Genomic DNA, 22,253 nt, shown 5'->3' on the forward strand with positions numbered 1-22,253 from the left:
TCAGGGATGCTTCAAAAAAATGGAGTATGCCGATCCAGAACTGGCGGCTGGCGATGAGCCGTTTTATTATCGAGTTCGGTGACCGCCTGAGCGATCACCTTTAATACGGTGGCAGTTACACAGAATTATTTACAGGGTCTCACTCCCGTTTTTGCAACACCGATTTTGACGATAAGCTGTCTTGCTTGAATCTATCCGGCACCTACATGGGATTTTTTTCCCGCGCCTCGATGAGTTCGGCGCCTGATGAACCTCCAGAAAATATACGGCTTCTGCGAGCCTTTCCGTTTTACAGGTTCCTCAACAGGCCGTTTGCTCGCCTTGTAGCAGTTCTGGCTTACCTTCTGTCGGTTTCCACAGAGGGCCGGACACAGACTTACTCAACCACATCAGTATAAACCTTCGCCGTAAAAGCCCATATTGCGGCACTTGGAACAAGGTGCCGTCTGTTCAAATTGCTTAACCCAGTTACTTTCTGTTCAAAATTAGTCCTAACGTACAATAAATTCAGTTTCCCAAACGGATCCCTTGGGGCACGAGTGTTGTTCTGAGGTGAGCTTATCACCTCTGTTAAGTTGGCAAAATCCAGTAAACCACTTCACTCTCACTTCCTCTCATGACACATAGCTGCCCTTACCCCGTTCCCCCCGCGTTGCGTTCTTATTACATCTACCATTATTCACAAAAACTTAATCCCTTCACCGACCCCCTCCGAACATCCCTTCTCCCTCAGTAGTCTACACTCACCTTTCCTGCTTCGATCGCTGTCACATAATTTCACAGGCAATTATTACTCTCAGGCTAACGATCCATTCCACAGCTTAATTGATGTCCTACTCCTTACGGAGCAGACTTACTGCAGCATAAATCCAGGCAAAAATGATTTGCTGAATCAGGAGGTTGATAATGAATGCTGGCCAAACTCCGGCCCGGAACTGGAACACACGCCGTAGCGAAAAAGCACGCCGTGTCGCTTCCCTTTCGGTGCAGGGTAAGGTAATTCCCACCGAGGGTCTGGTGGATGCGCTGGAAAAACTGATTGCCCCCGGCGACCGCGTGGTGCTGGAAGGTAACAACCAGAAACAGGCCGATTTCCTCTCGCGTATGCTAGCCGAAGTCAATCCGTCCAAAGTCCATGACCTGCATATGATCATGCCGAGCGTCGGACGTAGCGAACACCTCGATATCTTCGAAAAAGGCATCGCCCGCAAACTTGATTTCTCTTTCTCCGGCCCACAGAGCCTGCGCATTTCGCAGCTTTTGCAGGACGGTCAACTGGAAATCGGGGCGATCCACACTTATATCGAACTTTACTCCCGTCTTTACGTTGACCTTTGCCCGAACGTGGCGCTGATTGCCGGTTTTAAAGCGGACCGCAAAGGCAACCTCTACACCGGGCCAAGCACCGAAGACACCCCGGCGCTGGTTGAAGCCGCTGCGTTTCGTGACGGGATCGTCATCGCCCAGGTTAACGAACTGGTGGATGACGAGTGTGACCTGCCGCGCGTCGATATTCCTGGCTCGTGGATTGATTACGTGGTCGTCGCCGATAAGCCGTTCTTTATTGAACCGCTGTTCACCCGCGACCCGCGCCTGATCAAACAGGAACACATCCTGATGGCGATGATGGCGATTAAAGGCATCTACGCCGAGCATCAGGTGCAGTCGCTCAACCACGGCATCGGCTTTAACACCGCCGCCATCGAACTGCTGCTGCCGACCTACGGCGAACAACTCGGCCTGAAAGGCAAAATCTGTAAACACTGGACGCTCAACCCGCACCCGACGCTGATCCCGGCGATTGAAAGCGGTTGGGTGGAAAGCGTGCACTGCTTCGGCGGCGAATTGGGGATGGAAGAGTACATCCGCGCCCGCCCGGACATCTTCTTTACCGGGGCTGACGGCTCGATGCGTTCTAACCGCGCGTTCTGCCAGTTAGCGGGCCAGTACGCGGTCGATATGTTTATCGGCTCGACGTTGCAGGTTGATGGCCTCGCCAACTCCTCCACCGTGACTCGCGGTCGTCTGTCTGGTTTTGGCGGTGCGCCGAATATGGGTCACGACCCACACGGTCGTCGTCATGCAACGCCTGCCTGGCTGAACATGATAACCGAACCGGACCCAATGCAGCGCGGTAAGAAACTCGTCGTGCAGATGGTGGAAACCTTCCAGGCGGGCGCGAAACCGACGTTCGTGGAAAAACTCGATGCAGTCGACGTCGCGCAGTCTTCCGGTATGCCACTGGCTCCGGTGATGATTTATGGCGATGACGTGACCCACGTGCTGACCGAAGAAGGCATTGCCTATCTCTACCGTGCCAAAGACATGGAAGAGCGCCGCGCGATGGTTGCTGCAGTTGCCGGTATCACCGATATCGGTCTTGGCGTTGATGCTAAACGTGTTGCTGAACTGCGTCAGAGCGGCAAAGTGGTGTATCCGGAAGACATGGGCATTCGTCGCAGCGACGCCACCCGTTCTCTGCTTGCCGCAGGCAGCGTGGCGGATCTGGTCGAGTGGTCTGACGGCCTTTATAACCCACCTGCGAAATTCCGGAGCTGGTAATGAAACTCCTGTCACAGACTCATGCCGAGGGTCAGGCCCAGCGACTGGCGTTTATCGCCCGCGACTGCCTTATCGACGAAGCGCGATTAAGCCCGAAGCCGGGTCTGGTGGACAGCCGGGGAAACGGTGCCCATCACGACCTTTCATTGGCACTGATGGAGCGCTCGGCGCACAGCCTGACTCCGACGTTTCTGCAACTGGCCCGGCACAGCTGGCAACGCCCCGCCGATATCGCCCTGCGCGAAACCGTCGGTCGTCTTGGGCGCGAAGGCGAACAGCAAATGATGGCCGCCACTGAGGGCGTGAATACTCATCGTGGCGCGATTTGGGCGCTCGGCCTGTTAGTGAGTGCGGCAGCAATGCTGGACGAAACGGCAAACGCGCAGCACATCGCCGATGCCGCTGCTCTGCTCGCTCGTTTACCGGACAGCGCCGCGCCAAAGGTTTTCAGTAAAGGCCTGAAAGCGACGCACCGCTATCGCGTTCCCGGCGCACGCGAAGAGGCACAGCAGGCATTTCCGCACGTGATGAAACTGGCTCTGCCGCAGCTCTTACGCAGCCGCGCTCAGGGCGCAAGCGAAAGCGAAGCCCGTCTCGATGCGCTGATGGCGATCATGACCTCGCTCAGTGATACCTGCGTGCTTTCCCGCGCCGGAATGCCTGGTCTGGAAGCGATGCAAAACGGGGCGCGTGCGGTGCTGATTGCCGGTGGCAGCGCAACAGCGGCAGGCAAAAAAGCGCTCGCCCGTCTGGACGCGCAGATGCTCGCCCTCAACGCCTCGCCCGGCGGTGCCGCGGATTTGCTCGCCGCCACGCTGTTTCTCGACAGGGTATGCCCGCCCGTGTCTTGCTCAATTTAAAGAGGATGTTATGGAACACATTACATTGTCATTCCCTGCAAACCGCACCTCAAGCGGTAAAGCCCTGGCAGGGGTTGTTGGTTCCGGTGATATGGAAGTGCTGTTCACCGCAGCCGCAGGGGAAACGCTCAGCATTGATATCACCACGTCGGTGGACAACAGCACCCAACGCTGGAATGCGCTGTTTGACCGCCTGAACCTGACGAACGGCCTGCCTGCGGGCAAGCTGATTATCCACGATTTCGGCGCGACGCCCGGTGTGGCGCGCATTCGTATCGAACAGGTTTTTGAAGAGGTGAGCCATGCGTAACGACCCTAGCTTTATTGAATTACGGGCCCGCGAACGCGCCCATGCGCTGCTCGATGACGGCAGCTACCGCGAACTGCTCGATCCGTTCGAAGGCATTATGTCGCCGTGGCTGCCACAGCAAGGCGTCGTGCCACAGTCCGATGACGGCATGGTGGTCGCTCGCGGCACGATTAATGGTCAATCTGCGGTGGTGATTGCCATCGAAGGCACCTTCCAGGGCGGCAGCATGGGTGAAGTCTCCGGCGCAAAAATGGCCGCAGCCCTCGAACTGGCTGCAGAAGACAACCGCAACGGCATTCCGACTCAGGCGGTGTTATGCCTCGAAACCGGCGGCGTGCGTTTGCAGGAAGCCAATCTTGGTTTAGCCGCGATTGCCGATATCCACGCCGCAATTGTTGATTTGCGTCGCTACACCCCGGTCGTCGGCATCATCGCCGGGACCGTCGGCTGCTTCGGTGGGATGTCCATCGCCGCCGCGCTGTGCAGTTATTTGATTGTCACCCGCGAAGCGCGTCTCGGCCTGAACGGCCCGCAGGTTATCGAGCAGGAAGCCGGGATTGAAGAGTACGACTCCCGCGACCGTCCGTTTATCTGGAGCATGACCGGTGGCGAAATCCGCTACGAAAGCGGCCTGGTCGATGCATTGGTCGGTGACGGCATTCACGCAGTGAAATCTGCGATGAACGACGCCATTGCCAAAGGCGTTCCTGCGCAAAACCGCAGCGATAAATATGCCGAGTATCTGGCTCGTCTGACGAATTTCGATACCCGTCAACAAGCCGATACCGCGCAAATCAAACAGCTTTTTGCCGGGGAGGTGAAATGATGAATCAGTCGACTAACCGTGCCGCCGTGTGGCTGGAAAAACTGGCCCCGAACGCGCCACGCATGAGCGGTCTGTGCCCATCCGTGCAGGTCGCAGACAGCGAACTGAATGGCGAAAGCGTGCGTTACATCGCCGTAGTGCCGGATGCCAACAACCATTATCCGCGCGCCGCTAAAGGTGAAGTGGGCCTGCTGGAAGGCTGGACGCTGGCGAAAGTGGTGAACGAAACCATCGACGCCGACGCGAACAGCGACGTGAAGCGCCCAATCATTGCAGTGATTGACGTGCCAAGCCAGGCGTATGGCCGCCGTGAAGAAGCGTTCGGTATTCACCAGGCGCTGGCTGGTGCGGCGGGTGCTTACGCGAAAGCGCGTCTGGCGGGCCATCCGGTGATTGGTCTTATCGTCGGCAAAGCCATGTCTGGTGCGTTTCTGGCACACGGCTATCAGGCCAACCGTCTGATTGCCTTCAACGACCAGGGCGTGCTGGTGCATGCGATGGGTAAAGAATCTGCCGCGCGTATCACTCTGCGCACCGTTGACGCGCTGGAAAAACTGGCGGCGACCATTCCACCGATGGCCTATGACGTCAGCAACTACGCGACACTCGGCCTGCTTTCCGACCTGTTGAACATCAGCAACCCGGACGCGCCAACCGATGCCGACCTGGCGCAGGTGTTAATCATTCTGCAACAGTCGGTGCGTGAAGCGCGTCAGGATCCAAGCCTTAAAAACCGTCTCGGCGCGGACAATCGCCGTAGCTCTGCCCTGGTCCGCGAACGGATGCGCGCAAGCTGGTAACGAGCAGTATCAGAAGTACGTAAAAAAAGACCTGCCGAAAGCGGTCGCCGTCGGGCGCAGTTATAGCGCCCACGGTAAGCCCGCTTTTAGAAAATTATAAACATCGCAAATGTTCAATACGTTACATCGTTCACGCTGGCTCAAAGCGGTAACTGAATGATCGAAAGCAGCCAACGCACAGGCAGCCTGAAAGATGACGCGTATTTCTTTTTTTATCTACAGGTGATCTATGACTTACGTAATCGTTCATGCTCTTGCTCCGATTTTTATCATCATGCTGCTGGGCTTCTGGGCCGGCAAAGCCAAAATGGTCGACAACAAAAATGTGTCGCTACTGAATATCTTCGTAATGGATTTCGCCCTGCCCGCCGCGCTGTTTAGCGCCACCGTGCAGACGCCGTGGGCCGGGATTGTCGCGCAGTCACCGTTGATTGTGGTGCTGACTGGCGCGATGTGGATCACCTATGCGGCTATCTACTTCCTCGCGACCAGCGTCTTTAAAAAATCGCCGCAGGATGCTGCGGTGCTGACCCTGACCGTGGCGCTGCCAAACTATGCAGCACTTGGCCTGCCGATTCTTGGCAGCGTGCTGGGTGAAGGTTCAGCGACATCCCTTTCCGTCGCCGTGTCTATCGCCTGCGGTTCCGTGCTGATGACGCCGTTCTGCCTGTTGATCCTTGAGCGTGAAAAAGCACGCGCTGCCGGTGAAAACAGCGGTTCTACAATGGCGATGCTGCCAGTTCTGATGTGGCGTTCGCTGAAAAAACCGATCGTGATGGGCCCGCTGCTGGGTGTGATCCTGTCGGCAATCGGTATCAAAATGCCGGACCTGTTCCTGTCGGCGATTAAACCGCTGGGCCTGTCTGCCACCGCTGCGGCGCTGTTCCTGACGGGGGTGATTCTGTCTGCCCGTAAGCTGAAACTGAACGCGATGGTAGGCATTGCGACTATCACCAAACTGCTGATCCAGCCGTTTATCGCCTGGGCGATTGTGCTGGCGTTCGGTCTGCACGGCTCAGTGGCCATCACCGCTATTCTGATGATTGCGCTGTCTGCCGGTTTCTTCGGTGTGGTGTTCGGTAACCGCTTTGGTGTTCAGTCGCCAGATGCAGAAGCCGTGCTGCTGTTAAGCTCGGTTCTGTGTATCCTGTCGTTACCGCTGTTTATCACGTTAACCTCAGGCATTTAATATGACTTTCACACCGCGCCCCCACGATTTACTGTGGCTGAAAAAGACCGACGCTTTACTGAACATTCAGGAGGCGTGGGTCGCCAGCCAGTGGCATACCGGATTACCGGTGGTGGTGCGGCGCGATGTGAATAAAGAAAGTGATATTCCGGTTGGCGTGCGTGGCATGAAGCGCGAACAACGCGCCGCCGGATGGGTGAAAGCAGAGGCGGTTTCCCGCGTGATGACGCCAGAAACGCTCGCAGAACGCGAACGCCTGCTGCATTCCCCGTTTGTTTCCCAGCAGCCTGTTCAGGCGGCTATTTTGCTCACCACCTTTGCGTGGCCGTGGCACTGGGGCATTACCGGCAGCACCGGGTATGCGCTCGCCACCGAAATTCCCGTTCTGCACGCCGACAGCGATCTCGATTTGATTATCCGCGCCCCGCAACCGCTGACCGTGGATGAATTACGTCAGTGGCAGGCGCAGGTCGACAAACTGCCGTGCCGTGCCGACACACAAATTGAAACGCCCTTTGGCGCTTTCGCTTTAAACGAGTGGCTACGCGAAGGACGCGTCCTGCTGAAAACCGCCGCTGGCCCGCAACTCACCGCGACGCCGTGGCACAGGGAGCCATCATGAAAATCCTCTTTACCTTTCCCGGTCAGGGCACACAGCGCGCCGGGATGCTGCAAAATCTGCCGGACGGCGATGCCATGCTTAGCAGCGTACGCGCCGTTCTGGGTGATGAAACCGATTCACTCGATACGCCAGAAGCGTTAAAACACACCCGTGCGGTGCAATTGTGTTTACTGATTGCCGGCGTGGCGTGGGCGCGCGAGCTAATTCGCAACGGTGTTGCTCCGGATATCGTCAGCGGTTTGTCGATTGGCGCGTATCCTGCCGCCGTGATTGCCGGGGCGCTGGCCTTTGACGATGCGTTGCGTCTGGTGGCGCTGCGCGGTGACTTGATGGAGCAGGCGTATCCGCACGGCTACGGCCTGACAGCGATTGTCGGCTTGCAGCTTAATCGCGTTGAGCAGTTGGTGGCGGGCAGCAACACCTATATTGCTAACCTGAACGCCGAAACGCAGATTGTCATCGCCGGTCGCGATGAAGACATGGCTGCTGTGGCGCATAAAGCGCTGGAAGCCGGAGCCAGCAAGGCCACACGGCTGGCGGTAAGCGTGCCATCGCATTGCGCGTTGCTGGATAAACCTGCCGTTAAGCTGGCAGAAGCCTTTCAATCAGTGACACTGTCACGCCCACAGCGCGCCTATCTTAGCGGTTCGACCGGGCGCGTGCTGTGGGAGCCGCAAAAAATCGCGGATGATTTGGCGTTTAATATGGCGCGCACGGTGCAATGGCAGGACGCCATGGTCGCCGCCAATCAGCGTGACGCAAAACTGGCAATCGAGATGCCGCCCGGCAGCGTGTTAACCGGGCTGACTCATCTGGCAGGCTGGCAAGGCGACGCCATTTGCATGGATCGTAACAGCGTCGAAGTCGCACAGCATTTGATGAAACGCCTTAACCGCTAAGGCTACGGGCGTACATGCGCCCTTCTGCCGCCAGCGCCAGCAAGTCCTGATCACGTTCGCGGTGATGCGAATACACAATCGAAATCAGCTGGCGCATCTGGTACGGCTCCGCCAGCTTCAACAATTGCACATCGTTCTCATACACTTTTTTCATTCGCCCTGGCATCAACGCAAACCCGACACCTGCCTGCACCAGACTTATCATCGAAAAGATGTCGTTCACGCGCGTCACAATTTCCGGCTCAAAACCCGCGATGTGAAACGCTTCCTGAAATCCGTCATAAGTGGCAAACCCTTCGGCTAACGAAACGAATTTGCGGTCGGCGTAGTCGCGCAGATCGGCATCCAGATGAGTGTCCAGCGGCACGCTAGCGGGTGCGGCTAAAAAGATATCGTCGTGGAACAGTGGAATTACGTCGAATTTCGACCCGGCAAATTCGCCTTCGTTGGTGGAAATCAAAATCGCATCCAGCGCGTCGTCTTCCAGCATATCCAGCAGCATCTGGTTAGAGCCCATGGTTAAATCCAGCTCCAGCGACGGACGGCGCAACTTCATGCCCATGATGATTTTCGGCACCGTTTCCAGTGTCAGCGAATAAAGCGTGCCGATACGCAGACGACCGCGCCCGACGCCTGCCACTTTACGCGTCTGTTCCAGCCCTTTACTCATCAGGCTTATTACGTCCTGACAATATTCCAGCAACGTCCAGGCGGCAGGCAACGGCACCAGATTGCGTCCTTTATGGCTAAACAACGGACAGCCGACGCCTTCTTCCAGCGTATGCAACGCCCGATGCACGCTGACGCTGCTGAGTTCCAGCGCCTCCGCGGTACGCGCGATGTTGCCCTTGTTCATGAACATCATAAAGACGCTGAGTTTACGAAAGGTAATGTCCTGATTGATGTCGTCTTTCATGGCGGCCATTTTGTATTTTTGAGATGAATGATTATACCCGGTTTTATTCATTTCAAGTGGTTATCGTCCCGCTACAGAATCATACAACGTCCTCTCCCTGTTGGAAGAAACAGCGACAGGGAAAAACTAAATTCGTCCTCTCATCAACGGCTTTTGCGGATCGTCTTAACGACGTCTTGCTCCCCGACAAATAATTGCAGATACTGTATGCATAAACAGTAGTTAAGAGGTTGTTTACTGATGAACCCTATTGATGCCGAAGTCGCTATCACCCTGCCGCTTTTTACCGAACGCGTTTCCTGCGGTTTTCCGAGCCCCGCCGCAGACTACATTGATGAGGCTATCGATCTGGTCAAAAGCCTGATCTCGCATCCATCGGCCACCTATGTGTTACGGGTGTCGGGCGATTCGATGCGTGATGCGGCAATTGTCGCGGACTCTATGCTGCTGGTGGATGCGAGTTTGCAGGCCGGCGATGGCGATATCGTGGTGGCGCGTTTGAGCAGTGGATTTACGGTCAAGCGGCTGCGGCTGCATCCTAAGCCGCATCTGATGCCAGAAAACCCGGCCTATGCCCCTATCCCGATTCACGAGAATGATGACGTGCAGATCCTCGGCGTTGTGACGACAGTGATCACCCGCCCGCAGCGGCATTTGCCTTGATTCCCGCGTTCCCTTTATTGTCCCGGCACGCTGATGGCGTTTTAGCCGCTGGGTTATATACTTTCGATATTCTCCGGCCTGCTGTTAATCCTTAACCCTCTTGCGAGACACCATGAAAATCACTCCGACATTGTGTTTGGTCTGTCTTCCCGTGGCTGTTCCCTCCTTCGCCGTGTCTTATTTAAACGGCGATCCTGCGCAATATCAGCATGATGGATTATCGCTCAATGCCTCGCTGGGCTATTTAGGCGGGGAGTCGAAAGAGTTTGTTTATTATCAGGGGCGACAGCTCAGTCGCCTCGACTGGAAATTGAAAAATGCGGCGATTATTAAAGCCGAAGCCAATTATGATTTGTTACCCTGGCTGAGCGTCAATGCGCGCGGCTGGACGACGCTGGCTTCTGGCAGCGGTCATATGAACGATTATGACTGGCAAGATTTACAGTCCAGCCACTACACCGACAGCTCTTCGAGCCCCGCCACGGTGAATGAAGCCAATGAATTTGATTTAAGCGTGCGGGGTTGGGTGTTGAATCAGCAAAATTATAAACTGGGCGCGGTGGCGGGTTATCAGGAAAACCGTACGAGTTGGCTCGCCAGCGGCGGAACCTACGATTATGCAGGCACCGACGCCGATGATAATTACGATCCGAATGCGGCCCGTGAGCGTGGCACGTTTCCTGCTGGGAAGCCCGCCGTGGGCTACCGCCAGGTATTTAAAACGCCTTATATTGGCCTGGCGGGATATTATTCCCTCGAGCAATTTGAATTTAACGGGCTACTGAAATATAGCCATTGGGTCGATGCCACGGATCATGACGTCCATTATATGACCAACGCCACTTCGAGCACGGGCACGAACAATGGCGAACTGTGGGCTGGCGTGGTGAACGCCGGTTATTGGGTCACGTCACAGGCCAAACTCTTTACGGAAGCGAGCTACACGTTTTATCCCAATAAACACGGGGATGAAAATCAGTGGGATAATGACGATCATGAATATGGTCCGGGCGGCGGCGGATTACAAAGCCGGGCATGGAGTCTGACGGCGGGTATGCAATATCTTTGGTGACCTGGAAGAAACAGGAAATGACCGCGATTGTCAGTAATCTTCGGGCAACTTGCGGTCAATCGATACAAGTTTTCCTTTTTTCACCGTAATGTATTCACCTTCTTTCAGCTCTGCCAATACACGGAACACGTAGCTGCGCGACAGATTGGTGCGGCGGATAATAAAGTTCGCGATCCCTTCTGTTTCGTCAATATTCACCGTGCGGCGATAAAGATAGCGTTGCATCATGGCTTTGATGGTGTGATACCCCGAATCCAGTCGCCTTTCCACGTGAACATCGAGAATAAATATCAACATATAAGTCAGAATCGTCGCCAGCTCTTTCATATTTTCCGGCGACGATCCGAAGAAAATACGGTCAAAATCTTCCATGGATATTTTCGATACCGTTGCAGAGGTCATGGCGACATAATTAAACTCAACAATAGGACAAAACCGCTCAAGCAGCCCAATCGGCATATTTTCGATGGTGGTGCCAATGATCCGTGGATCATCGCTTTTCGCTAATGAGATAACGCCTTCGGAGACAAAATAAATACAGTCTTTGTTAAGAACCAAAGGCTCATTAATCTTGAGGCTGAATTTTTCCGCACAGGCTTCAACGTCTGCATGATGCTTATCCAGCTCAAGCGTACGGTAATATTGGTGAATGATTTCAAAGTCAAATTTCATGATGCCTCCTGAGCGAAACACCTATGACTATGCCAGCCGACAGGCCTCGCGACAACGCAATTTCTGTTTTTTAACAGAAGTCCCACCATGGACTTTGCAGGCTTATTCAGGCCGTTAAACTATTCTCTATCTTAATTGGCAACGCAGAGTTGCTCACTTTATAACTCTCTTTTTTTTGAGATAGCCGTCTCAGGCCATCGGGTTTGCGGTCTTTTTTATGCATTTTCCCGGCGTTTTCTGCAAATAACACTAAGTTATCTTGGATAAGTAACCCTTTGTTTACCGGAGTTTTGATGAAAAAGAACGGTTTTACGTTGCGTCTGCTCGCAGGCGCAGTACTGGTCTCCTGCCTGGCCAGCACTCACGCGCTTGCCGCTGATACTGCAGCCCCGATGTCCCCGCTGATGAAACAGCTGAACAACGGTAACTGGTTGCCGCAACAGGAAGCTCAGTCTCTGAGCGACGATCTCTATTATCAGGACGCCGTCCACGCTTATATTCAGACACTGCCCCTGCTGAATACCATCGGTCTACGCGATGGTTCCGAAGCGGCATTTGGCAAGGGTTACAACGTGCTGCCTATCTGGAAAGAGCGTATGGACAGCCGCGCTGTCGTGCCGACGCCAAACGGCGACGTTATCTATTCCATGAGCTATCTGGATCTGAAAGAAACCGGCCCACTGGTTGTCAAAGCACCGGCTAACGTCATCGGCATGTTTACCGATTTCTTCCAGAAAACCATCACCGATGTCGGTGCCATTGGCCCTGACCAGGCTCGCGGTGGTCTTTATCTGCTACTGCCACCAGACTACGAAGGCCCAATTCCTCAGGGGTACTACGTCTTCAAATCCTCCACTTACAACGTCTTCCTGTTCTTCCGCACCATCATGGGCAAAGGCGATGGAAAACCTGATCCGGCACCGGCTGTGAAAAACGCGGAAACAACCCGCATTTACCCACTGTAGGATGTGGAAAAAGAAGTGAAACCGATGCAGTTCCCGGATGCCAGCGGCAAACACGTCAATATGATGTACCCGACCGACAGCGCTTACTGGAAAAAACTGAAAGACTTCATTGATTACGAGCCGTTAACGGCGATCCCGCAGGAAACCCGTAGCGCACTGCTGAGCATTTGGATGGTGAAAGGCAAACCGTTCGCTCCAACCGCGAAGCAACAAGAGTTGCTGAAGAAAGCCGTTGAAATGACGCCGCGTATGATCCTCGCCCGCCGTCAGGTTGGCCGTGACGATCAGCGCCAGCTGTACTACAAAAACCGTCAGTACGAGAACTCCTGGGCGGGCGCGACTGCAGAGTGGATGCAATATGGCACACTGGATGAAAACCAGCGCGCAGCCTTCTTCCAGATTGCTTACTCCAGCGCCGCGGCGATGGTGATGCACACCACTGGGGCCGGTTCTAAATATCCGTACACGGCCAGAGATAAAGACGGCAAGTTCCTGGATGGCAGCAACTCCTACAAACTGCATCTGCCGCCTAACCCGCCTGCGGGTCTGTTCTGGGCAGTCACCGCCTATAACATCACCGATGGCACCATGCCGGAAACCGATCAGCTGCTGCCATCGACCAACGGTTACTACAATTTGCCGAAGAACGAAGATGGCTCTCTGGATATCTGGTTCGGCCCGACGAAACCAGAAGGTGTAGCAGACAACGCCTTTATCAAAACTGTTCCGAATCGCAACTTCCTCGTAGCCCTGCGTCTCTACGGCACCGGAGATGCATTCTACGATCAGACATGGGTACCGGACGACCTGGTACAGACAAATAAATAACAGGAATCATGATGAAATTAAAACACCTTGCTCTCTTTACTGCGCTGGTTTGCAGCGCAGGTGCTATCGCACAATCCGCGCCGTTGACCATTGCGCATCCGACTAAATTTGATCAACTGACGCTGCCATCGGCTGACGTCACCATGCCAGAGGCGTATGTTAAAGCGATCGCTCAGCAGGCCTATATCTGGGGCTGGCCAATGGTTAACCAATTTAACCGCCGCGAAACTATTACTAAAGCGCCGTACCCTGCGCTGAATGGCGGCATGGTGCCGGTGGCACCGATGGGCCAGCTCAGTATGCTGACTGATTACATTAAGCCGCAGGAAACCTTCGTGACCTGCCCGAATCAGGACGTGGCTTACGGCCTTGGTTTCTTCGAACTGGATAAAGAACCGGTGGTTATCCAGGTGCCTGACTTTGGTTCCCGTTTCTGGGTTTACGCTATCTATGATGCGCGTACCAACCAGATTGGTAATGTCGGTAAACCTTACGGCACCAAACCAGGCTTCTATTTGCTGGTCGGCCCGAACTGGAAAGGCGAAACACCAAAAGGCATCACGGGTGTGATTCACTCTTCCACGGAAATGGCGAACATGATCCCACGTCTTCAGATGGACGATACGGCAGAAGACCGTGCTGCCATTCAGGCACCGATCAAAGAAGTGATGTCTTACCCGCTGAGCAAATTCACTGGCAAAATGCAGTCGTATGAATATGCGAAGATCCCATCGATTGGCGGCAAGCCTGATCCTGATGCCGGTGAAACGAAGTGGGTTGTACCTGAGAAGTTCTTTGACCAGTTCGCTAACGTGCTGGACAAAGTCCCCGCACTCCCGGGCGAAGAAGCGATGTACGTTCAGTATCATCACCTTGTAGAAGCCGGTAAAAAAGATCCGCAGATCCGCAAATGGATGGATGAAGCCGCGGCTGAAACAGATAAAACGGTGATTGCTGAGTTCTTCAAATGGAAAAACAACGGTGTTCCTGCGGGCCACGGCTGGAATCGTTCGAAAAATAACGCGCAGTTTGGTGTCGATTACTACAACCGCACCGGCACCGCAAAATCGAACATGTTCGATAACAAGCCGGATGAAACCCAGTATTTCTATACTGATAACGATGCCAGCAACACTCAGCTTTCCGGTGATCACAGCTACACCGTGACCTTCCCGAAAGGTGAAACGCCGCCAGTGAAAGGTTTCTGGTCGATGACGCTGTACAACAGCAAGCATCTGTTCAGCCCGAACGAAATCAACCGTTACTCGCTGGGCACCAAAAACAAAGATCTGAAGTACAACGCGGATGGTTCTCTGACGCTGTATGTCAGCAAAACCAAGCCGGATGCCGCGAAGGTCAATAACTGGCTGCCTGCACCAGACGGTACATTCTCGCTCTATATCCGTGCGTATTGGGGCGAAAATGCGATTCTTGACGGCACCTGGCAGCCACCGAAAATCGAAATGGCGAAATAAAATAACGGTATCAATGCCCCCTGGCCTCATGCCACTGGCATGGGGGCTTCTCTATCCTTTTGCTCATCGATACGTGGCTCAGCGGGGGATTACCAAATAAATAACCGAATATCTCTGCGGGAAATCTTCGGTTGCAGGGATGATTACAGATAATCGACTTTCAGGAACACGATCGAATCCACACGCCCCGGGCTTACGCTGCCTTCTGTCCTTGCATAACCTGCGGCCAGAGGTAGCGTCTGACTTTGCCCATCAATTTGCGGAATGTTCAGCGATAGCGGTTCACCAAGATGAAGAGGATGCTGATCATAAAAGAGCTGTAGCCCTATTCCCTGCGCGCTGCTTGGCTGCTTTCTCAAGGCGAGGATCCCTTGAGAAGCATCGTAGATTTTACCGAACACGGTCAGTGATGCCTGGGTGATGCCGCCTGTACATCTCAACGTCACGTTCAATGGGCGTACGCCATTTTTCATTCCGCGAACGACACCGGACATTTGCAGCGAAGGTAGCGCAATGACTTTATTTTGAACATCCAATTGGCAGTACGCCGCAGGCACAGAAGCATTTAAGACAAAGTTGACCAGCGTCGTACGTTTGCTGCCCGTGTCGTTAATTGTTAATAACGACGGCTGCTGAAAGTTCAGTGACTCTGTTCCCACACCGCCTGCGGTTCTCACCAGTTCGATTTTAAACAGGATGTCACGCGTCGTCAGGTTTTGGTCGGCTTGCAACGTCGATTGCAATGTAAAAGGAAATACCTGCGGCGACGCGTTTGCATGGCGTAAATAAAAGTGGATGCGGATCCCCACGCCCGTTAATGACGTGGGGTAAATATGGTCGCCGACCATATTCGCGGCCATGACGCCAGTGAACATCAATTGCCCCGTTGCAGAAGAACAGGCAATGTCGCTGTCCACATGAGACAACATCGACAGCGATCCTCTTTTTACATACAGCACATCGCCTGGGTGCGTGGTGCTGATGTCTTTGTGGATTTCGCCGTCGATATTAATGGTCAGTAAAGCCGGTAAACTGCTAATTTCGCACGCGGTGGCATACGTTGAACTCAGCAAAATAACCGTGATTACCGCGACGTTACGCAACCAGTGTAGTGAGCCAGAAATGATGGTTTTCATTATGATTCCTTAAACGCATTCCAGCGAGATCAACGTGACGGGCAGATTGCCCGTGTCTTCCGGCAGGTCGAAATGGGCTTTGCATTGCGTATTCAGTGCCGGTAACACGGTTAAATCACCGCTCTCTTGTGCGCCATCAAAATAGACAACCCCTTGATCCCCGACTAAAAACAGGCCATCGCTCCCTTCCAGTTTCACCGTCGAGCCGAAAGGTACAATCTGCCCACGCCAGTTTAACGTCGCCATGACTTTACGCCCCGAGGTCGCGACGAAAGGCGCAAGGACGACAGCGTCTTTGGTCGGCACAACCGTGGCAGAAATATTCTTCAGGGTGACGTTGCGATTCACCCGTTGCGGGTTGAATTGAATATCCGTGCGGGAGTATGGCGACAAATCGGGTACTGCCGCGTAGCCACGCCAGTCGGTGCTGAGATTCTTGCCATTGGTGAGCGCGACATGACTTGCGCCAGGTGCACTCACCAGCGCCTGCGCGCCTTCGGAATATGGCGTCAGCGTCAGGCCATGACGATGCATAATCATGCCGCCATTCAGCCCCCACGTGAGCTGTTTTCGGTCTGGATCCTGGCTGTAATTCAGCGTGGAAGTGCCATTGCTGTTGTCGTACGTGAGGCCTAAACTGTCGCTCACGCCTTGCGAACCGCTGTCTGTGTGGTTATACCCGAGCTGCGCGCTGTAACTTAACGCCCGCGAATCGAGTAAACTGCCGTTCAAACCGACCTGCTGTGAAACATCTTTGCGCAAATTGGTATTGACCAGATAGGTGACGGAGGGGCTGGATCCGGCAAACAGATCTTTCAGCGTGCCGGAGACATTCAGCGCCAGTTGCTTATCCCACTCATTGTCATCGCTGTTTTTACTGGCTCCAGCGTTGACAGACATATTGAGATTACCCACTTCAAAATTCATCCCCATTTGGTACATATCATTGCGGGTACCGTCCTGATTGCTGCTTTTATTCATGGAGATAAACAGACTGCGGCCTTCCGTTAAATCCTGATTCACCGAAAGCGTAATCTGCTTTTTCGGCGCATTGCGATCTTCGGCGGCACTCAATGCATCAGAAAGAGAATAGTACCCGGCAGAATACAGCCGTTCGCTGAGTTGAATGGTGGTCTGCGTGGCAGCAATTTCATTGGCATAGGCAATGCGCGTGCTCTGCCCATGCTTGCTCTGATGTATGCCGCTCACGTCGTCTGCTTTGGCATCGGTGATGTCGGCAGATATTGCACCGGCATAGCCCATGTCCATGCCAAGCCCAACATTCAGCGCTTTATAGCGTTCGCTTACCTGCATGCCACTCAACAGCGTGAGGTTATAGGGCAGGCCATAGCTCAGGGAAAGCTGGGCAACGCTGACGTCACCTTCGTTATCCGTGGTATCGTCCGGCGAAAACGTGCCGAGCGCTAAATTGTACTTGATCTGCTTTTCACGCAGCAGCGTTTGCACCGTGGCATAGGATTGGGTGAAATGCGTTTCCGAGCCATCCGCTTCGGTGATGGTGACGTCCAGCGTCCCTCCCGTTGATACCGGGGAGAGATTGTTCAGGACAAATGCACCCGGCGCCACGTTCGTCTGGTAGATAATATTACCGTGGTCACGAACGGTGATTTTGGCGTTACTTTTGGCAATCCCTCTCACCGTGGGCGCAAAGCCATTCATGCTGGAAGGATACATGTCCATATCCGTCGCCAGTTGAAGGCCTTTCAGCTGAATACTGTCAAACGTGTCTCCGGCGGTATAGGTATCACCGAGCGTCAATTCACTTTTAAGGGCGGGAATTGCCCGCTCAAGATAGGTACCCAGATTGGTGAATTGGCTGCTTTGCCCTTCGCCAAAAGACAGGGTCGAATTGTTACGTAAGCGCCACGGCCCAATATTAATGCCGCTATGCACATTGGCGTAGTTATCGCTCCCGTCGCCCCCTTGTGAACTCGACAAATCCTTTGAGCCTGAAATTTGATATTCCATAAGAATGGCGGGAATTCCGTTATCCCACTCTTCCGGTGGCACTTCGTCATCAGACACTTCAAGCAGCAACGCCTGGGGAATCGACAAGATCAATTTAAGCTGGGTGATGTCAAAGGACGTTTGCGCGTCTGGAATGGCGGTAGCTAATGCCAGCCGTTTGGCATCGTCGTCCCCCTCCAGCGCTTTCAGGTCAACGCCAGACGCGCTCGGATTAACCTGCATTTTTTTATACTCAGCCAACGTCAATTCTGGCGTCGGACGCCCTTCTTCATCTTTCGCCAGATACACATCCTGCGGACCGTAATCTTTACCGTTAACGGTTAGACGGACGCGATAATTCCCTGGCGTAAATTCATGGGATAAGACTTTATCTAAGTTTGCGACTTCTGGAGCACCACCGACGGCTTGTAGCATCGCAGGATCGTACTGATCTGCGCCATAGGCCCACTGACCAGGCAAAAGCAACAACCCGCAAAACGTGGCGGGTGAAAGTTTAAAAAACGACTGCATAGCGTGATATCCGCGCAATTTAAGGCTACAACGTCACGGAGTATTCTTTGCTTTTAACGCCAAAGTCGGTTACGCCAGACCAGATAATTTTAAGTCCACCCGCTTTGCTCTCGATCGGGTAGTCTTTAGTTCCTTTAGGCGAAATGACCGTATTATTGCTTTCGGCAGAAACTTTAACTTCTACGTTATTGATGTCGATTTTATTGAGGATCACGTAATACGGGGAGTTATTCACGACATGCACCATGCCGTTGCTTCCACGCTGCCACTCAATTTTACCGATGGCGCTGGCGGATTCATCTGCCAGGCTTTTAGGACGGAAAATGACTTTAATTCTTTCCGTTACGGCAACAGAAAGTTTGTTTTTAAGGTTTTGCTCTTGTTCGGTAAGTGAAGGCACACCGCGCACGTTCAGCCACAACAGACTTTCTTTATCTGCGGGTAAACCCGTTCCTTGATACACCACCTGAATAATACTTTCGCTGCCGCTGACTAACTGGAACAGCGGCGGTGTCACCACGAAGGGTAACTGTTTGGTTGTGATCTCCGGATTACCCGCAGCATCCAGCCAACTTTGCACTAAATAATTGCGCTTCTCTTCATTTTTAGCCGTCAGCACCGCTTCGCCTTTGGCTTCTTTATAGATAATGCGGTTTGCGCTTAAATGGATAGACGCAACCGATGAGGCACTCCAGATCATGGCCAGGGAAGTCAGTAATACCGTTTTAATCAGTTTCATAATCGCTACACGTTTCATAAGAAAAAAACAGCCAACAGGAGATCTGTTGGCTGTACGAGGGTAAATATTACAGGTAGTTAATTTGCAGCTGCGCAGTCGCGGAGACATTACCACCGGTAATAGCCGGGCTAGCATCACGCACTAACGCAATAGCAATACTGTATTTGTGGAAGTCACTGCCGCCACCGATATTTTCAAGCGTAGTAGTACCCGTATTTACCGGAACCAGCGTAGTCTTGAGGGTTTTGCCAATTCCATCCTGCACCTGCCAGAAACCGATACCCACACTTTGTGCAGGGTTGGTGTCTGCAGTATTTGCCAATACGTTAGGGTCATCTTCACTTGCCGTACCTAAAAATGCCAACTGTCCTTTCTGACCAGTGACACATTTGTCAAAACTCACATTAAGAACAGTATATTTCTCTGGCTTGGAATTGGATGCGCGAATATCCGCGGCAGTCACTTCACCCAAGTCTTTAACGTCTTGAATAATTGGAACACATGCGTTTACATCAACCAGAGACGCAGTAATATCGGTATTGTAAGTATCACCGGTGGCTGCAGCAAATACACTGGCAGAACCAATAAGCATCATCGACAGCGCAACAGCGCGCGCAATTGTCGTTTTAACAGGGATAGACATAATAAATATCCTATAACTTGCAGCAAGATAAATTAATTGCCGCACTGTCCATTAGTGTTTACAGATAGGTAATTTTAATCTGCGCACGCGTTTTAAACTCACCGAGGGTGGCCGCTTTGTCTTCTGGCTTCACGAGGGCAACTAATAAATCGAGTGAACTGTTGTCATACGTGGAATCATCGACGAGATGAGAATCGGTCAGGCCTGAGTTCGCAGCAATCTGCTTCCCATCGCCCCATGCCTGCCAGAAGCCCACGGCAACGTTCGTCGCAGCATCTTCTTCTGTGCTGGTATTACCCAGCAAAGCGCTGTCAACGCTGTCTGCGGTACCCGATACAGAGACCTGCGCCATTTGGCCTTCGTTACATCCCGTGAAACCAATTGAGTAGGTCTTCATACCTTGTGGCACGCCAGATGCTGGCACAATAGGTAATGTTTCGACATTGACGTCGCCGAAATCAACAAAACCTGGGGCATTAACAGCACACGGGTTACTGATAAGGTTACCCGAAACGGCCAACTCGTGAGTTTCAAGACCCACATACGCATTTGCACTGCCGACTGACAATAACGACGCAGCCAGTGCAATTGCCATTACTGTTTTATTAAACTGGGACATATGCTTTCCTTGCGATTACAGATAGTTAATTTGCACTTGAGCAGTAGCCTGGATGGTGCCCGCGGTTGCAACTTTATCTTCTGGCTTAACCAGGGTTGCCTTCAGGATGATTTTACCGGCAGTGCCTTCGCCTTCCGCAGCACCTACGTTAGCTGATTTGGTTACACCGCTATTCACGGCAAGTTTCGCTTCGGTAGCGCCCGTGGTGTCCCAGAATGCAACACCCACGTTTGTGGCTGCACCTTCATCAGTACCGTTCGCGAGAATACTGCTGTCTTTGGCATCCTCAGTACCGATGATAGAAACCTGTGCCATCTGGTCTGCCATACATTCGGTGAAATCAATTTCATAAGTATGACCATCAGCAGAGGTCGTTGCGCTGCTCAGCTGAAGCGAATTAACGTTGACATCGCCAAAAGCGAGGGTTGACGGGAGTACAACCTTACATGGGTTTGATTCAACACTTCCGCTCAATTCGAGTTCATGAACTTCCGAACCGGTATAAGCACTTGCTGTGCCGGCAGAAAGTAACGCGGCAGTAAAAGCTAAACACAGAGTTGTTTTTGCAAAAGCGTTCATATTAATTTCCTTGTTTTCCATTTAAAAAACCATCCCTGACATTTCAGAGGGTTGGCTTGTTATTGTTTATAATAAACAATGCTTTATTTATTTTATTTACAGATACGTAATATTAATTTGTGCAGAGGCAGCAATATTGCCTGGCTTGGCTACCGCTTCTGTTGGTCTGACTAAACTTGCTTGTAGATGAATAGAACCCGACGTTTCATCATTTAATAATTGACCTACATTATAAATGGCAGAACTGCCGGTATTAACGTCGTTTTTTTTACCGGCGTTACCCACATCCCAAAACGAAATGGCGATATTGGTTGCGGATTCTTCTGTGGCTGCGTTGACCAGTGTGGTTGGGTCAGAACTGTCTCCCGTTCCCAAAACAGAGATCTGAGCCATCTGATTTTCAGCACATTGTGTAAATTGAATGTTATACACCTGAGTATTTCCGGCAATCAGTGACGTGCTGGAGCTCAGCGCTAACGTATCAACGTTAATATGGCCGAAATCGATGGTCGACGGGAGATCGATAACACAAGGGTTTACTTGTAGATTCCCCGACACAGTAAATTCATGTGCTTCGTTGCCAGTAAATGCACTCGCTGCACCGGAAAAAACCATTAATGCGACCAACAGATTATTTTTTGTAAAAGTCTTCATTGGATATTCCTTTATCTTTCCATCTTTATGACTGATGATGGACATATTGATTATTGTTATTTGCGAATTAACCGTTGCTGTTACAAATAATCAATTTTAACTTGAGCATCCACTAAAACATTCCCTGCAGTTGGTGCTGCAGATGCTGTTCTTACAGGGCCAAGTTGGAAGATAAATCGAGATGTGGTTCCCATATTCTTTTTGACGGTAGTCCCGGTATTAATGGGGAGCTTAACAACTTTGCTGCCGTTATTATCCCAAAATGCGACCGCAATATTTTTCGCCGCATCTGTAGGTGCTATATATTTTCAATACAGTAGCGTCCATTTCATCCGGTGTACCCAGAATAGAGACCTGCGCCATCTGCCCCGCTTCGCAGCCGCTGATTTCAATCGTGTACATTTGTGCAGTCGAGGAATCAGGGGTATTGCTGTTGCTGTACGGCAGTTTGCCTGAATTAGGATCAATATTGCCTAATTCAACCGTCGAAGGCAGATCAACCTTGCAAGGATTACTTTCTGCAATACCGGTTAAAGAAACGTCACGCTTAACCGTTTCGCTGAATGCGTGTGCTGCACCCATGGTAATGACAGAAAAGGCGAATATTGCCGTCGATATTTTTGATGTGAATCCCAGCATGCTCATACAGAATTACACTCCTTGTTATTATGTTAATAATCACTCTTGGAAACTTTCCCTTTTCGTTCCATAAGACAAGCAGCACT

The 22,253-nt window shown here is 52.4% G+C and carries 23 protein-coding genes; 13 read left to right on the forward strand and 10 right to left on the reverse strand.

Annotated elements, in window-relative coordinates; all coding sequences use genetic code 11:
• The first annotated feature begins 906 nt into the window (after positions 1 to 906).
• The 8 genes from mdcA to mdcH all read left to right on the forward strand — a co-directional run bounded on the left by mdcA (position 907) and on the right by mdcH (position 8,068).
• Positions 907 to 2,562 carry a malonate decarboxylase subunit alpha gene (gene mdcA, locus VH187_RS11620; protein WP_329701609.1) on the forward strand — a complete coding sequence of 552 codons (1,656 nt, stop codon included), beginning with the start codon at positions 907 to 909 and terminating at the stop codon, positions 2,560 to 2,562.
• Positions 2,562 to 3,422: a triphosphoribosyl-dephospho-CoA synthase gene (locus VH187_RS11625; protein ID WP_329701610.1), complete on the forward strand. Its 861-nt coding sequence runs from the start codon at positions 2,562 to 2,564 to the stop codon at positions 3,420 to 3,422. Before mdcA ends, VH187_RS11625 begins: the two co-directional genes overlap by 1 nt.
• Before the next feature lie 10 nt (positions 3,423 to 3,432).
• Complete coding sequence (gene mdcC, locus VH187_RS11630) at positions 3,433 to 3,732, forward strand: malonate decarboxylase acyl carrier protein (protein ID WP_329701611.1); 300 nt, start codon at positions 3,433 to 3,435, stop codon at positions 3,730 to 3,732.
• Positions 3,725 to 4,558, forward strand: coding sequence for a biotin-independent malonate decarboxylase subunit beta (locus tag VH187_RS11635; RefSeq protein WP_329701612.1), 834 nt, complete (start codon positions 3,725 to 3,727; stop codon positions 4,556 to 4,558). Before mdcC ends, VH187_RS11635 begins: the two co-directional genes overlap by 8 nt.
• Entirely contained in the window at positions 4,555 to 5,358 is an 804-nt protein-coding gene (gene mdcE / locus VH187_RS11640; protein ID WP_329701613.1) for a biotin-independent malonate decarboxylase subunit gamma, read from the forward strand. Before VH187_RS11635 ends, mdcE begins: the two co-directional genes overlap by 4 nt.
• A 229-nt stretch (positions 5,359 to 5,587) precedes the next feature.
• Complete coding sequence (locus VH187_RS11645; RefSeq protein ID WP_329701614.1) at positions 5,588 to 6,547, forward strand: AEC family transporter; 960 nt, start codon at positions 5,588 to 5,590, stop codon at positions 6,545 to 6,547.
• 1 nt (position 6,548) lies between these two features.
• Positions 6,549 to 7,169 (forward strand): malonate decarboxylase holo-ACP synthase, encoded by a 621-nt coding sequence (locus tag VH187_RS11650; protein ID WP_329701615.1) that lies wholly within the window; start codon positions 6,549 to 6,551, stop codon positions 7,167 to 7,169.
• Complete coding sequence (gene mdcH, locus VH187_RS11655; protein ID WP_329701616.1) at positions 7,166 to 8,068, forward strand: malonate decarboxylase subunit epsilon; 903 nt, start codon at positions 7,166 to 7,168, stop codon at positions 8,066 to 8,068. The genes VH187_RS11650 and mdcH overlap by 4 nt, the downstream gene beginning before the upstream one ends.
• Here mdcH and VH187_RS11660 read toward each other — a convergent pair.
• Complete coding sequence (locus VH187_RS11660; RefSeq protein ID WP_329701724.1) at positions 8,058 to 8,984, reverse strand: LysR family transcriptional regulator; 927 nt, start codon at positions 8,982 to 8,984, stop codon at positions 8,058 to 8,060. The two genes, mdcH and VH187_RS11660, sit on opposite strands and share 11 nt — an antisense overlap.
• Positions 8,985 to 9,224: 240 nt before the next feature.
• On the opposite strand from VH187_RS11660, the gene umuD reads away from it, so the two are divergent.
• The gene (umuD, locus tag VH187_RS11665) at positions 9,225 to 9,647 is read left to right on the forward strand and encodes a translesion error-prone DNA polymerase V autoproteolytic subunit (RefSeq protein ID WP_329701617.1); all 423 of its coding nucleotides are present in this window, start codon (positions 9,225 to 9,227) and stop codon (positions 9,645 to 9,647) included.
• A gap of 112 nt (positions 9,648 to 9,759) precedes the next feature.
• Entirely contained in the window at positions 9,760 to 10,719 is a 960-nt protein-coding gene (locus VH187_RS11670; RefSeq protein ID WP_329701618.1) for an omptin family outer membrane protease, read from the forward strand.
• Between the two features lie 30 nt (positions 10,720 to 10,749).
• On the opposite strand, the gene VH187_RS11675 is transcribed toward VH187_RS11670, so the two are convergent.
• Positions 10,750 to 11,391: a helix-turn-helix domain-containing protein gene (locus VH187_RS11675; protein WP_329701619.1), complete on the reverse strand. Its 642-nt coding sequence runs from the start codon at positions 11,389 to 11,391 to the stop codon at positions 10,750 to 10,752.
• Positions 11,392 to 11,684: 293 nt separating this feature from the next.
• Between VH187_RS11675 and VH187_RS11680 the strand changes: the two genes are divergently transcribed.
• The 3 genes from VH187_RS11680 to VH187_RS11690 are packed head-to-tail and all read left to right on the forward strand — an operon-like array spanning position 11,685 to position 14,659.
• Positions 11,685 to 12,356 carry a DUF1254 domain-containing protein gene (locus VH187_RS11680; protein WP_329701620.1) on the forward strand — a complete coding sequence of 224 codons (672 nt, stop codon included), beginning with the start codon at positions 11,685 to 11,687 and terminating at the stop codon, positions 12,354 to 12,356.
• Positions 12,357 to 12,380: 24 nt separating this feature from the next.
• A complete protein-coding gene (locus VH187_RS11685) occupies positions 12,381 to 13,184 on the forward strand; it encodes a DUF1214 domain-containing protein (protein WP_329701725.1) in 804 nt (267 codons plus the stop codon).
• A gap of 11 nt (positions 13,185 to 13,195) precedes the next feature.
• Positions 13,196 to 14,659, forward strand: a complete 1,464-nt coding sequence (locus tag VH187_RS11690) for a DUF1254 domain-containing protein (RefSeq protein ID WP_329701726.1) — start codon at positions 13,196 to 13,198, stop codon at positions 14,657 to 14,659.
• Between the two features lie 143 nt (positions 14,660 to 14,802).
• On the opposite strand, the gene VH187_RS11695 is transcribed toward VH187_RS11690, so the two are convergent.
• The 8 genes from VH187_RS11695 to VH187_RS11730 all read right to left on the reverse strand — a co-directional run bounded on the left by VH187_RS11695 (position 14,803) and on the right by VH187_RS11730 (position 22,173).
• A complete protein-coding gene (locus VH187_RS11695) occupies positions 14,803 to 15,795 on the reverse strand; it encodes a fimbrial protein (protein ID WP_329701621.1) in 993 nt (330 codons plus the stop codon).
• Between the two features lie 9 nt (positions 15,796 to 15,804).
• Positions 15,805 to 18,294 (reverse strand): fimbria/pilus outer membrane usher protein, encoded by a 2,490-nt coding sequence (locus VH187_RS11700; protein WP_329701622.1) that lies wholly within the window; start codon positions 18,292 to 18,294, stop codon positions 15,805 to 15,807.
• Positions 18,295 to 18,319: 25 nt separating this feature from the next.
• Complete coding sequence (locus tag VH187_RS11705) at positions 18,320 to 19,033, reverse strand: fimbrial biogenesis chaperone (protein ID WP_329701623.1); 714 nt, start codon at positions 19,031 to 19,033, stop codon at positions 18,320 to 18,322.
• Between the two features lie 67 nt (positions 19,034 to 19,100).
• On the reverse strand, positions 19,101 to 19,676 hold the full coding sequence (locus tag VH187_RS11710) for a fimbrial protein (protein ID WP_329701624.1): 576 nt from the start codon (positions 19,674 to 19,676) through the stop codon (positions 19,101 to 19,103).
• Positions 19,677 to 19,734: 58 nt separating this feature from the next.
• Positions 19,735 to 20,295 (reverse strand): fimbrial protein, encoded by a 561-nt coding sequence (locus VH187_RS11715; RefSeq protein WP_329701625.1) that lies wholly within the window; start codon positions 20,293 to 20,295, stop codon positions 19,735 to 19,737.
• A gap of 15 nt (positions 20,296 to 20,310) precedes the next feature.
• Positions 20,311 to 20,895: a fimbrial protein gene (locus tag VH187_RS11720; protein ID WP_329701626.1), complete on the reverse strand. Its 585-nt coding sequence runs from the start codon at positions 20,893 to 20,895 to the stop codon at positions 20,311 to 20,313.
• A 75-nt stretch (positions 20,896 to 20,970) separates the two neighbouring features.
• Entirely contained in the window at positions 20,971 to 21,528 is a 558-nt protein-coding gene (locus VH187_RS11725; RefSeq protein ID WP_329701627.1) for a fimbrial protein, read from the reverse strand.
• A gap of 252 nt (positions 21,529 to 21,780) precedes the next feature.
• On the reverse strand, positions 21,781 to 22,173 hold the full coding sequence (locus VH187_RS11730) for a hypothetical protein (protein ID WP_329701628.1): 393 nt from the start codon (positions 22,171 to 22,173) through the stop codon (positions 21,781 to 21,783).
• Positions 22,174 to 22,253: the final 80 nt, after the last annotated feature.

Origin of the sequence: Scandinavium sp., from assembly GCF_036271055.1 — a bacterium.
Lineage (GTDB): Bacteria > Pseudomonadota > Gammaproteobacteria > Enterobacterales > Enterobacteriaceae > Scandinavium.